This is a genomic window from Streptomyces gelaticus (genome assembly GCF_014649535.1).
In the GTDB taxonomy this organism is placed as follows: Bacteria; Actinomycetota; Actinomycetes; order Streptomycetales; family Streptomycetaceae; genus Streptomyces; species Streptomyces gelaticus.
Genome location: NZ_BMTF01000001.1, coordinates 237,924 through 250,569, shown reverse-complemented (window position 1 = coordinate 250,569; position 12,646 = coordinate 237,924). Strand labels below are relative to the sequence as shown.

12 protein-coding genes are annotated in these 12,646 nt (G+C 71.7%); 6 read left to right on the top strand and 6 right to left on the bottom strand.

Annotated features, from left to right (window positions below):
* Positions 1–122: 122 nt before the first annotated feature.
* The 3 genes from IE107_RS01140 to idi all read left to right on the top strand — a co-directional run bounded on the left by IE107_RS01140 (position 123) and on the right by idi (position 3,284).
* Entirely contained in the window at positions 123–1,064 is a 942-nt protein-coding gene (locus tag IE107_RS01140) for a cation diffusion facilitator family transporter (protein WP_189539976.1), read from the top strand.
* Positions 1,065–1,274: 210 nt separating this feature from the next.
* A complete protein-coding gene (locus IE107_RS01135; RefSeq protein ID WP_189539974.1) occupies positions 1,275–2,543 on the top strand; it encodes a bifunctional class I SAM-dependent methyltransferase/N-acetyltransferase in 1,269 nt (422 codons plus the stop codon).
* 147 nt (positions 2,544–2,690) lie between these two features.
* A complete protein-coding gene (idi, locus tag IE107_RS01130) occupies positions 2,691–3,284 on the top strand; it encodes an isopentenyl-diphosphate Delta-isomerase (protein WP_189539972.1) in 594 nt (197 codons plus the stop codon).
* A 39-nt stretch (positions 3,285–3,323) separates the two neighbouring features.
* On the opposite strand, the gene IE107_RS01125 is transcribed toward idi, so the two are convergent.
* The gene (locus IE107_RS01125) at positions 3,324–3,779 is read right to left on the bottom strand and encodes an ATP-binding protein (protein ID WP_189539970.1); all 456 of its coding nucleotides are present in this window, start codon (positions 3,777–3,779) and stop codon (positions 3,324–3,326) included.
* A 135-nt stretch (positions 3,780–3,914) separates the two neighbouring features.
* Entirely contained in the window at positions 3,915–4,538 is a 624-nt protein-coding gene (locus IE107_RS01120; protein WP_189539968.1) for an HdeD family acid-resistance protein, read from the bottom strand.
* A gap of 80 nt (positions 4,539–4,618) precedes the next feature.
* On the opposite strand from IE107_RS01120, the gene IE107_RS01115 reads away from it, so the two are divergent.
* Positions 4,619–5,371, top strand: coding sequence for an enoyl-CoA hydratase/isomerase family protein (locus tag IE107_RS01115; protein WP_189539966.1), 753 nt, complete (start codon positions 4,619–4,621; stop codon positions 5,369–5,371).
* Between the two features lie 11 nt (positions 5,372–5,382).
* Here the strand turns inward: IE107_RS01115 and IE107_RS01110 are convergent, their stop codons facing one another.
* Positions 5,383–6,018, bottom strand: coding sequence for a DJ-1/PfpI family protein (locus IE107_RS01110; protein ID WP_189539964.1), 636 nt, complete (start codon positions 6,016–6,018; stop codon positions 5,383–5,385).
* An 88-nt stretch (positions 6,019–6,106) separates the two neighbouring features.
* Positions 6,107–7,099, bottom strand: a complete 993-nt coding sequence (locus tag IE107_RS01105) for a GlxA family transcriptional regulator (RefSeq protein ID WP_189539962.1) — start codon at positions 7,097–7,099, stop codon at positions 6,107–6,109.
* Positions 7,100–7,232: 133 nt separating this feature from the next.
* Between IE107_RS01105 and IE107_RS01100 the strand changes: the two genes are divergently transcribed.
* Positions 7,233–8,096, top strand: coding sequence for an SCO6745 family protein (locus IE107_RS01100; protein WP_189539960.1), 864 nt, complete (start codon positions 7,233–7,235; stop codon positions 8,094–8,096).
* A gap of 147 nt (positions 8,097–8,243) precedes the next feature.
* Entirely contained in the window at positions 8,244–10,652 is a 2,409-nt protein-coding gene (locus tag IE107_RS01095) for a Tex family protein (protein ID WP_189539958.1), read from the top strand.
* 95 nt (positions 10,653–10,747) lie between these two features.
* Here IE107_RS01095 and IE107_RS01090 read toward each other — a convergent pair whose 3' ends face one another.
* Together IE107_RS01090 and IE107_RS01085 are read right to left on the bottom strand one after the other, a co-directional pair.
* The gene (locus IE107_RS01090) at positions 10,748–12,385 is read right to left on the bottom strand and encodes an ABC-F family ATP-binding cassette domain-containing protein (protein ID WP_189539956.1); all 1,638 of its coding nucleotides are present in this window, start codon (positions 12,383–12,385) and stop codon (positions 10,748–10,750) included.
* Entirely contained in the window at positions 12,385–12,633 is a 249-nt protein-coding gene (locus IE107_RS01085; protein ID WP_189539954.1) for a hypothetical protein, read from the bottom strand. Before IE107_RS01085 ends, IE107_RS01090 begins: the two co-directional genes overlap by 1 nt.
* Positions 12,634–12,646 lie beyond the last annotated feature (13 nt).

Here is a 12,646-nt window from a genome sequence, read left to right as displayed (position 1 = left end):
AGGTCAGAGCATATGACAACGGTGTTCAGTACCGTGTTGCCGGATACCCCCCACCCGTAGTTGACTGGCAGTGCCCGGGCCGACCGCGTCCGGGACCGCGAGACGACCGGGAGGCTTTCCCCATGGGGGCAGGGCACGACCACGGGCACACACACGGCGGGCCGCCGCCGACCGGCACGGCAGCCGCCGCGCACAAGGGGCGGCTGCGGATCGCACTCGGCATCACACTCACCGTGATGACGGTGGAGATCGTCGGCGGTCTGCTCGCCGACTCGCTGGCGCTGATCGCCGACGCGGCCCACATGGCGACCGACGCCCTCGGCCTGGGCATGGCGCTGCTGGCGATCCACTTCGCCAACCGGCCGGCCGGGCTGAACCGCACCTTCGGCTACGCCCGTGCCGAGATCCTCGCCGCGCTCGCCAACTGTCTGCTGCTGCTCGGTGTGGGCGGCTTCCTCCTCTTCGAGGCCGTCGAGCGCTTCATCACCCCGGCGGAGACCAGGGGCGGGCTGACCATCGCCTTCGCCCTGGTGGGCATGGTCGCCAACATGATCTCGCTGTCGCTGCTGATGCGCGGGCAGAAGGAAAGCCTCAATGTGCGCGGCGCCTACCTGGAGGTGCTCGCGGACACGCTCGGCTCGTTCGCGGTGCTGATCTCGGCGGGGATCATCCTGGCCACCGGCTGGCAGGCCGCCGACCCGATCGCCTCGCTGGTCATCGGCCTGATGATCGTCCCCCGGACCGTGAAGCTGCTCAGGGAGACGCTCAATGTGCTCCTGGAGTCGGCTCCCAAGGGGGTCGACATGGGTGAGGTGCGGGCCCACATCACCGCCCTGCCCGGCGTGCTGGACGTCCATGACCTGCACGCCTGGACGATCACCTCGGGTATGCCGGTGCTCTCCGCCCATGTGGTGGTGCGCCAGGACATGCTCGACTCGATCGGGCACGAGAAGCTCCTCCACGAACTCCAGGGCTGCCTGGGCGTCCACTTCGACGTGGAGCACTGCACCTTCCAGCTGGAGCCGAGCGGCCATGCCGAGCACGAGGCCAGGCTCTGCCACTGAGATCCCGTCCGGCGGGGCCGTGTAGGGTACCCGCGGAGGCGTTCGGCCTCCCCATGTGCGAAAGAGGAGCTGAGGTTGATGACCGTCGCGAAGGCGCCTGCCCGGCGCAGCATCCGGACCTCCCTCATCTCCCGGGCTCTCGGCTAGCGCCCCGACTCGCAACGGGTCGGCACGCCGGCCGGAGCCCCTCGTACACCAAGGGTTCCCACGTTGACCGACAACGACCACGCCTTCCGTACCGAGGCGTTCTTCTCCCTGCACCACGGCCTGCCCCGGCAGAGCCCCGGCTCCGATGCCACCGCCCGACGGCTGCTGGCGCTCGTCGGCCCGTTGCCGCACCGTCCGCGCGTCCTGGATCTGGGCTGCGGTCCCGGCCGGGCCGCGCTGCTCCTCGCCGCCGAGTCCGGCGCCGAGGTGACCGCCGTCGACCTCCACCAGCCGTTCCTCGACGAACTGCGGGAGGCGGCCGACGCCCGCGGGCTCGGCGACCGCGTCCGTACGGTCCGGGCCGACATGGCGGAGCTGTCCGGCCCCGACTTCCCCGACGGGTCGTTCGACCTCGTCTGGGCCGAGGGGTCGGCGTACATCATCGGTTTCGACACCGCACTGCGCGACTGGAAGCGACTGCTCGCCCCGGGTGGCTCCCTGGTCGTCAGCGAGTGCGTCTGGACGACGGACACACCGACGGCCGAGGCGCGCGCCTTCTGGGAGCAGCAGACGTCGATGCGCCCCGTGGCGGGCAACACCGCGGCCGCCGTCGCGGCCGGATACCACGTCCTCGGGGCGCTGGTGCAGCCCGACAGCGACTGGGACGAGTACTACACCCCGCTCGCCGAGCGGGTCGAGGCCGCCGACGCGTCGGCTCCCGGCATGGCGTGGGCGCTCGCGGCGACCCGCGAGGAGCTGGCCATGCGGCGCGACCACGGCACGGAGTACGGCTACGCCTGCTACGTGCTGCGCCCCGCCGGCCCCCGCTGGAGGACCCGGCCGGAGACGGCGGCGGACACGGCGGCCGTCCACGCGGTCAACGCCGCCGCGTTCCCGACGCCGGACGAGGCCGCTCTCGTCGATGCGCTGCGCGCCGACCCGGCGGCCTGGCTGCCCGGCCTCTCCCGGGTCGCGACGGACGGCCCGGACGGGGACGTCGCGGCGTACGCCCTGCTGACCCGGTGCCGGGTCGGGGACGTTCCGGCACTCGCGCTGGCCCCGGTGGCGACGGCCCCGGAACACCAGCGCCGGGGTGCGGGGCAGGCCGTGGTGCGGGCGGTGCTCGACGCGGCAAGGCTGCGCGGCGAGTCACTCGTCCTGGTGCTCGGCCATCCCGATTACTACCCGAGGTTCGGTTTCGTACCGGCGTCGCGGTACGGGATCCGGCCGGGCTTCGACGTCCCGGACGAGGCCATGATGGCGCTGGTGCTGGACGAATCCGTGCCGGTTCCGCGGGGCACGATCCGCTACCCGGCCGCCTTCGGCGTCTGACGCGCCGTCCGGTCCCGACGCACGCCGCCGTGCGTCGGGACCGGACATGCCAGACCCCGAGGTGCGGACAAGCGGCTTTTGTACGGCAGACTTGACCGGAATCGACGGGACCGGCGCACCGGGCCGGGACCATAGCGAAGGATGGGTATGCCGACCACACCAGCCACCGCGGCGCACAGCTCGTCGAACGGCACAGCAGAAGTGATCATGCTCGAACTGGTCGATGAGGACGGCACCACCATCGGTACGGCGGAGAAGCTCGCCGCCCATCAGCCGCCCGGCCGACTGCACCGGGCCTTCTCGGTCTTCCTCTTCGACGAGCAGGGCAGGCTGCTGCTCCAGCGCCGTGCGCTCGGCAAGTACCACTCCCCCGGTGTCTGGTCGAACACCTGCTGCGGCCACCCGTACCCCGGCGAGGCGCCCTTCGCCGCCGCCGCGAGGCGCACCCACGAGGAGCTGGGGATCTCGCCCTCCCTGCTGGCCGAGGCGGGCACGGTCCGTTACAACCACCCCGACCCGGCCTCCGGTCTGGTGGAGCAGGAGTTCAACCATCTCTTCGTGGGGATGGCACAGGAGCGGCCGGCCCCGGATCCGGAGGAGGTCGGCGAGACCGCGTTCGTGACGGCCGAGGAACTGGCCGAGCGGCATGCGCGGTCGCCGTTCTCGGCCTGGTTCATGACGGTGCTGGACGCGGCGCGCCCGGCTATCAGGGAGCTGACGGGGCCGTCCGCCGGCTGGTGACGGGCGGACGGCACCGTGTGCGCCGACGAGCGCCGGTGCTCAGGGCCGCGGGCTCAGTGGCAGCGCCACCCAGATGATCTTTCCGCCGCCTGCGGTGTGCTCCACATCGCAGGCTCCGCCCGCTTCCCGGGTGATCTCCCGGACCAGCAGCAGACCGCGCCCGCCGGTCTGCGCGTAGTCCGTCTCCAGGGCGCTCGGACGGTAGGGATGGTTGTCCTCGACGGACACCCTGACCCACTCCTCGCCGACGGCCACCTCGACGGCGAGCTCCGGCGAGAGCAGCGCGGCATGCTTCACCGCGTTGGTGACCAGCTCGGAGACGATGAGCAGCAGCCCGTCGGCGAGGTCGTCGTCCAGCGGCACGCCCTGGCGCTGGAGCAGGTCGCGCACCGCGTGCCGGGCCTGCGGTACGGAGACGTCCACGGCCGGGGCGGTGAACCGCCAGACTCCCTCGTACGACACGGGCCGGGCGGGGACACTGCCGCGGCTCTCCATAGTCCGGTACCCGCTCTCCACTCGATGGTGACTGCACGTCGAGTACAGAGTGCGGGGCGTAGTCGGTCCGGGCCGGGTCACTGAAAAGAAATCGACCTCTATCGACATGTTCTGATCGGTCAGGACGCGAATGACTCAGTCATTGGACCGCTTCTGCTCGTTTCGCCGGGGTGAGTCGGGAATCTCTCCGGTCACACTCTGTTCCGAGACCATCGAGACGATACGGCGTCCGCCCACGCCCATCGCGATCAGGCCGAGCCCGTCGAAGAGCAGCGCCAGCGAGAAGAAGAGACCCAGTACGTAGAGGCTGCTGTGCGGCCAGTCGAAGAGCACCAGCAGTCCCAGCAGCAGACCGAATGCGCCCTGCAGCAGCGTCCAGCCGAACTGTGGGCCGCGCACCACGACGCTGCCCACCAGGCGGAACACCCCGCCGGTCAAGAAGAGCAGGGCGGCGAACATGGTCAGCGCCTCCGCCGTGCCGTGCGGGTGGCGGATGACGACGATTCCGGCGGCGATGTTCAGCGCGGCCACCACGACACCCAGCCAGAAGTACTCGCTGCCACGGGAATCGATGGCGTGCAGCAGTCCGACGATCCCGCCGATCAGCAGCAGCCAGCCGAACAGGATCATCGAGGTCAGCGTCGCGACGCCGGTGTAGACGAGACCGACGAGGCCGGCCACGACGAGAAGGGCGCCCAGCACGGTGAGCCAGCCGAAACTGCGGCTCAGCCGCCTGCCCTCGGTTGCGGGATCTGCCACGGGAAGCTCCTCGGGGTACGTACCGGATCGGCGACCCCTTCTTGATCATAGGTTCGAACCGTACGGATAGCATCCGGCGCATGGACCGTACGGAACCCGGACTGGAGCACACCGTCGCGGACGGCGTCGCCACCGTCGTCATCAGCAACCCCGCCAAACGCAATGCGATGACGACCGCGATGTGGAGCGCACTGCCCGGTCTGCTGGAGCGGCTGGCGGCCGATCCCGCGGTCCGGGTGCTGGTGCTGACGGGTGCCGGGGACACCTTCTGCGCCGGAGCGGACATCTCCTCGCTGCGGGAGGCGGCGGACGATCCGCAGTCGCTCGCCGTGGCGGCCGAGGAGGCGCTGGCCGCGTTCCCCAGGCCGACGCTCGCGGCGGTCCGGGGCTACTGCGTGGGCGGCGGCAGCCAGCTGGCGGTCGCCTGTGATCTGCGGTTCGCGGAGGAGGGCGCCTCCTTCGGCGTCACGCCGGCCAAGCTCGGCGTCGTGTACGCGGCGTCGTCGACCCGGCGGCTGGTGGCGCTGACCGGCCCGGCCACCGCGAAGCACCTGCTGTTCTCCGGCGAGCTGATCGACACCGCGCGGGCGCTGCGCACCGGTCTGGTGGACGAGGTGCTGCCGGCCGGTGAGCTGGACAAGCGGGTCGAGGCGTACGCGATGACCCTGACGGCCCGTTCGCAGCTGACGCAGGCGGCGGCGAAGGAGTTCGCCGCCGGGCGCGAGGACCGGGACGCGTACTGGGCGGAGCAGGCGCGCCGCAGCGGCGACACCGCCGAGGGGGTCGCCGCCTTCCTGGAGCGGCGCGCGCCGCACTTCACCTGGACCGCCTGACGGAGCGCGCCCTACCGGAGGAGGTAGTGGCGCTGGGCGCGGAAGCTCTCGACCATGGCCGCCGGTGCCTTCTCCGGCGAACCCGCGTCGTAGGGCGGCTGCGGGTCGTACTCGGTCAGCAGCTGTACGGCCAGGGCGTGTTCGTCGCCCGCGATCCGGCCCGCCAGGGTGAGCCCCATGTCGATGCCGGACGAGACGCCCGCCGCGGTGACGTACTTGCCGTCGACGACGACGCGCTCGCCGGTCGGCTCGGCGCCGAGTTCCTTCAGCGTGTCCAGCAGGAGCCAGTGCGAGGTGGCGCGTCGGCCCGACAGCAGTCCGGCCGCGGCGAGCAGCAGCGAGCCGGTGCAGACGGAGGTGGTCCAGGTGCTGGTGGAATCGGCGGTGCGCAGCCAGCCGAGCAGCGCCTCGTTCTCCATCTGTTCGCGCTGGCCGGGCCCACCGGGCACGACCACCACGTCCGGTGCCGGTACCTCGGCGAAGGTCTGGTCCGCGACGAGCGCGAGGGTGCCGGTGTCACTGCGCACCGGGCCGGTCCGTTCGGCGACGAACACGGTGTCGGCGCCGGGAGTGCGGGCGAGCATTTCGTGGGGGCCCACCGCGTCGAGTGCGGTGAAGCGGTCGAAGAGGACGATGGCGATCTGCATGTGTTCCCTTTCTCGGTCGGGCGGTCGAGCGGTGCGGCGGTCAGGTGGTCGGTCGGCCCGGCGGTCAGGTGGTCAGTCGGCCGGTCGGTCAGGTGGTCGGTCGACCCGGTGGCGGGCCGGGTTCGGCGGCGGGCCGGGTACGAAAGCGCCGGCGGTATTCGGCGGGGGTGGTGCCCAGTGCCTTGACGAACGCGCGGCGCATGGCCTCCGGGGTGCCGTAACCGCAGGCGCGGGAGACGCCGGAGACACCGTCGGTGGTGTCCTCCAGCAGTCTGCGGGCCTGTTCGAGGCGTACGCGGTCGACGTAGCGGCCCGGCGTGAGGCCCGTCTCGGCCCGGAAGACGCGCGCGAAATGGCGGGGCGAAAGCCGGGCCCGCGCGGCGAGTGCCTCCACGCAGAGGTCCTCGCCGGGGTTCTCGGTGATCCAGTGCTGGACAGCGCGCAGCGGTTCGCGCCGGGCGGTCTGGGCGGTGAGCTGGGCGCTGAACTGGGCCTGGTTGCCGGGTCTGCGCAGAAAGACCACGAGATGCCGGGCGATGCTGAGCGCGATGTCCCTGCCGTGGTCCTCCTCGACGAGTGCGAGGGCCAGATCGATTCCGGCGGTGACCCCGGCGGAGGTGACCAGCCGGCCGTCGCGCACGAAGATCGGGTCCGGGTCGACCTCGACGGCCGGATGGTTGCGGGCGAGGTGGTCGCAGACCGTCCAGTGCGTGGTCACCCGGTGCCCGTCCAGCAGTCCGGCCCCGGCGAGCAGCAGCGCGCCCGTGCAGACGGAGACGAGCCGCTCGGCCTGCGGGGCATGGTCCCGCAGCCAGTCGACGAGAGCCGGGTCCGGGGCGCGGGTGCCCTCACCGCCCGGGACGAGCAGGGTGTGGGGCGGCTCGGCGTCGGCCAGGGCACCGTCCGGGACGAGGACGAGACCGCTGCAGGTGCGGACGGGGGCGCCGTCGAGCGAGGCGGTGCGCAGTCCGTATCCGGCCCCGGGGAGGCGGGAGGCCCCGGCGAAGACCTCCACCGGCCCGGTGACATCGAGGCTCTGGACGCCGTCGTAGAGGACGACGAGTACGGATCGCTGCGTCATGGCTGTCATCCTGGCGGCCCCCGCATATGGCCGCAATGACGAAGAACCCACCTTTTCTGCCATGGCAGGGTTGTCGTGGTTCCGGCCCCGTCCGGGGTTACCGCGCGTACCAACCGGTCGGTAATGTGCCGTCATGAGTACTCTGCCGCCTCGCGCCGGACGCCACTGTCACCACGCCATCAACCCGCTGCACTCGACGGTCTACTTCTCCCCCGACCTCGGCAAGGAGCTCGGAGAGCTCGGCATCGACGACTCGAACGCCGCCTATTTCGTCGCGCGTTCGGCCGCGCTGGGGGCCGTCGGACCGGGCGCGGTCACCGCGACGTTCTACAACTTCAACCACGACCTGGTGGCCCGGCATCTGCCCGCAGTCTGGTCCGTCGCCTCTCCGCAGGCGGTCCTGGACGCCCGGCTGCGTGCCGCCGACGCCACCCTGCGGCGGCTGCTGGGCGAGGAGATCATCGTCTCCCCGGAACTGGCCGAGGCGGCGGAACTGGCGCTGCGCGCGGCCGAGGGGTGCACCCGACACGCCCGGCCGCTCTACGCCGCCCATGCCGATCTCCCGATGCCCGAGGAGCCGCATCTGGCGTACTGGCACGCCGCCACGCTGCTGCGCGAACACCGCGGCGACGGCCATCTCGCCGCACTCCTGACCGCCGGGCTCGACCCGTTGGAGGCCCTGGTCAGCCACACGGCGACCGGCAAGGGGATGTCCCCGCGCTGGGTGCTCGCCACCCGCGGCTGGCGCCGCGAGGACTGGGACGCCGCCTGCGAACGGCTGCGCGGGCGCGGACTCCTGGACGCCGAGGGCGAGTTGACGCAGGCGGGCACCGCGCTCCGGGCGGAGCTGGAGGAGGCCACGGACCGGATGGACGCGGCCCCGTACGAGCACCTGGGCGCGAAGGGTGTGGAGCGGCTGACCGAGCTCGCACGCGGCTTCCTGCTCACGGCGGCCTCGGCGGGCGCGTTCCCGGACGGTCTGATCGGCAAGGACTGAGCCGCCGTCCGGCCCGATCCCGACGGCGGGCCGCTGGGGTGGTCGGGCGACACGGTGCCCGGCCACCCGGCAGAATGCAGGCGAAGGGGCCCGGCCCCGGCATGCACAGCCAGTAGAGCCAGTACGAGAAGGCGAGTCGGTAGAACCGTGACGACGTCCATCGAAGGCAGGATCGCCGAGGAGCTCGGCGTACGCGAACGGCAGGTGAAGGCGGCCGTCGAGCTGCTCGACGGCGGGTCGACCGTGCCGTTCATCGCGCGCTACCGCAAGGAAGCGACCGAGATGCTCGACGACGCGCAGCTGCGCACGTTGGAGGAGCGGCTTCGGTATCTGCGGGAGCTGGAGGACCGCCGGACGGCGATTCTCGACTCGGTACGCGAGCAGGGCAAGCTGGACGACGCTCTGGAGGCGCAGATCCGGGCCGCCGACACCAAGGCGCGCCTCGAGGACATCTATCTGCCGTTCAAGCCCAAGCGGCGCACCAAGGCGCAGATCGCCCGGGAGGCCGGACTCGAACCGCTCGCCGACGGCCTGCTCGGCGACCCGTCCGTCGAGCCGCTCGCCGCTGCCGCCGCCTTCGTCGACGCCGACAAGGGCGTCGCGGACGGCGCGGCGGCGCTGGAGGGGGCCCGCGCCATCCTCACCGAGCGGTTCTCCGAGGACGCCGATCTGATCGGTGAGCTGCGTGAGCGCATGTGGTCGCGCGGGCGGCTGGCCGCCAAGGTGCGGGACGGCAAGGAGGAGGCGGGCGCCAAGTTCGCCGACTACTTCGACTTCACCGAGCCGTTCACCGCGCTGCCCTCGCACCGGGTGCTCGCGATGCTCCGGGGTGAGAAGGAGGACGTGCTCGATCTGGTTCTGGAGCCGGAGGAGCCCTCCGAAACTCCCGGCCCCTCGGCGTACGAGAACATGGTCGCCCGGCGCTTCGGGGTGGCCGACCGCGGCCGCCCCGGCGACAAGTGGCTCGGCGACACCGTTCGCTGGGCCTGGCGGACCCGGATCCTGGTGCACCTCGGGATCGATCTGCGGCTGCGGCTGCGCACGGCGGCGGAGGACGAGGCGGTACGCGTCTTCGCTTCGAACCTGCGCGATCTGCTGCTCGCCGCCCCGGCCGGGACCCGGGCCACGCTCGGGCTCGACCCCGGTTTCCGTACGGGTGTGAAGGTCGCCGTCGTCGACGCGACCGGCAAGGTCGTCGCGACGGATGTCATCCACCCGCACGTCCCGGCGAACAAGTGGGACCAGTCGCTGGCCACGCTGGAGCGGCTGGCGAAGGCACACGACGTCGACCTGATCGCGATCGGCAATGGCACGGCGTCCCGCGAGACCGACAAGCTCGCCGGTGAACTCATCGACAGGCACCCGGAGTTGAAGCTCACCAAGGTGATGGTGTCCGAGGCGGGGGCGTCCGTCTACTCGGCTTCGGCCTTCGCCTCGCAGGAACTCCCCGACATGGACGTGTCGTTGCGCGGCGCCGTCTCCATCGCACGGCGTCTGCAGGACCCGCTCGCCGAGCTGGTGAAGATCGACCCGAAGTCGATCGGTGTCGGCCAGTACCAGCACGACCTGTCCGAGGTGAAGCTGTCGCGCTCGCTGGACGCGGTCGTCGAGGACTGCGTGAACGGTGTTGGTGTCGACGTCAACACCGCCTCCGCACCGCTGCTTTCGCGGGTGTCCGGGATCAGTTCGGGGCTCGCCGAGAACATCGTCGCGCACCGCGACACCAACGGCCCTTTCCGGTCCCGCAAGGCGCTCAAGGACGTGGCACGGCTGGGCCCGAAGGCGTACGAGCAGTGCGCGGGCTTCCTGCGCATCCGGGGCGACGACCCGCTGGACGCGTCGAGCGTGCACCCGGAGGCGTATCCGGTGGTGCGGGCGATGGTGAAGCAGACCGGCGGCGAAGTCGCCTCACTGATCGGCAACACGGGGGTGCTGCGGTCGCTGCGGGCCGACGATTTCGTGGACGAGAAGTTCGGGCTGCCGACGGTCACCGACATCCTGAAGGAGCTGGAGAAGCCGGGGCGCGACCCGCGGCCCGCGTTCAGGACGGCCACCTTCAAGGAGGGCGTCGAGAAGATCGGTGATCTGGCCTCCGGAATGGTGCTGGAGGGTGTGGTCACCAATGTCGCGGCCTTCGGCGCGTTCGTGGACATCGGTGTGCACCAGGACGGTCTGGTGCATGTGTCGGCGATGTCGCGGACGTTCGTGAAGGACCCGAGGGACGTCGTGAAGCCGGGCGACATCGTGAAGGTCAAGGTCATGGACGTCGATGTGCCGCGCAAGCGGATCTCGCTGACGCTGCGGCTGGACGACGAGGCGGCGGCCGGTGCGGGCTCCCAGGGCGGCGGCCCGAGGCGTGAGCGGGGCGAGCGTGGCGGCCAGGGCGGCCGGCCGCCTCGGCAGCGTCAGGGGCAGGGCGGCCAGGACCGCGACCGGCGCGGTGGCGGCGGCTCCGCCCGTCCGGCACCGGCGCCGGTGAACAGCGCGATGGCCGACGCCCTGCGGCGGGCCGGGCTGGCGGACCCGGACCAGGGCGGCCGCAACAGGAAGCGGTAGCAGGGTCACCGAGCGGGGAGGGGCCCGCCGCAGCGTGGCCCCTCCCCGCTCGCCTTGCCCTCTGGGACCGACCCCCAGGCCGGAACAGCCCGGGATCAGATCTCTGTCACCCTTCCCTCCGCCACCTCGACCCGGCGGGTCGTCCGTACCGCTTCCAGCATGCGCCGGTCGTGCGTGACCAGCAGCAGCGTGGCCGGGTACGACTCCAGTGCCGATTCCAGCTGCTCGATCGCGGGCAGATCGAGGTGGTTCGTGGGCTCGTCGAGCACGAGGAGGTTGACGCCCCTGCCCTGGAGCAGGGCGAGTGCCGCCCGGGTGCGCTCGCCCGGGGAGAGCGTCGTGGCAGGGCGCATCACATGGTCGGCGCGCAGGCCGAACTTGGCGAGCAGCGTGCGCACTTCGGCCGGTTCGGTGTCGGGTACGGCCGCGCAGAACGCTTCCAGGAGCGACTCCGAGCCGTGGAAGAGCTTGCGGGCCTGGTCGACCTCGCCGACCACCACGCCCGAACCGAGCGCCGCATGGCCGGAGTCCAGTGGGAGGCGGCCGAGGAGTGCGGCGAGAAGGGTGGACTTGCCCGCCCCGTTGGCACCGGTGATGGCGACCCGGTCCGCCCAGTCGATCTGCAGCGATGCCGGGCCGAACGCGAAGTCCCCTCGCACGGCCCGCGCTTCGCGCAGGGTGGCCACGACCGAGCCGGAGCGGGGCGCGGCGGCGATCTCCATCCGCAGTTCCCATTCCTTGCGCGGTTCGTCGACGACATCGAGCCGTTCGATCATGCGCTGGGTCTGCCGGGCCTTGGCGGCCTGCTTCTCGCTCGACTCGCTGCGGAACTTGCGGCCGAGCTTGTCGGAGTCCGTTGCCTTGCGGCGGGCGTTCTTGACGCCCTTGTCCATCCAGGAGCGCTGCATCTGGGCACGCCCTTCGAGGGCGGCGCGCTTGTCGGCGTACTCCTCGTACTCCTCGCGGGCGTGCCTGCGGGCTCGCTCGCGCTCCTCCAGATAGGCCGCGTATCCGCCGCCGTACAGGTTGATCTGCTGCTGGGCCAGGTCCAATTCGAGGACCTTGGTGACCGTACGCATCAGGAATTCCCGGTCGTGGCTGATGACCACGGTTCCCGCGCGGAGCCCCGAGACATAGCGCTCCAGCCGCTCCAGGCCGTCCAGGTCGAGGTCGTTGGTGGGCTCGTCCAGCAGGAAGACGTCGTAGCGGGACAGGAGGAGGGAGGCCAGGCCGGCACGGGCGGCCTGCCCTCCGGAGAGCGCGGTCATCGGAAGGTCGAGGCCGACGGTCAGCCCGAGCTCGGCCGCGACCTCCTCGGCACGCTCGTCCAGGTCCGCGCCGCCGAGGGCCAGCCAGCGTTCCAGTGTTTCGGCGTACGCGTCGTCCGCACCGGGTGTCCCGTCGACGAGGCCCTGCGTCGCGGCGTCCATCGCGGCCTGGGCTTCGGCGACGCCGGTGCGGCGGGCCAGGAACTCCCGCACGGTCTCGCCCGCGCGTCGCTCCGGCTCCTGGGGGAGGTGGCCGACGGTGGCGGTGGGAGGGGAGAGCCGCAGCTCGCCCTCCTCCGGGCGGTCGAGTCCGGCGAGGAGCCGGAGCAGGGACGATTTTCCGGCCCCGTTGACTCCGACGAGACCGATCACGTCACCGGGCGCGACGACGAGGTCGAGTCCGGCAAAGAGTGTGCGGTCGCCGTGTCCGGCGGCGAGGTCCTTGGCGACGAGAGTGGCAGTCATCAGGTGTCGATCCTAGGGCCTGTCCCGCCGGGTCCGCCGGACAGGCCCGGGTCCGCCGGTGGCCCGGTCCCGGCGCCGGGACCGGGCCTGCGAGTCCTCAGCCGCCGCCCGGCGGACCCGCCGGGGCACAGTTCGGTGGTGATCCGGCTGCCGCCCGGACCGATCCGGATCTCGAAGTCGCCGGCGCACTGATCGATCGCCGTGCCGCCGAAGATCGCGAACCGGCCCGGGCTGACCGTGCTGGGCACCAGGAGGACTCCG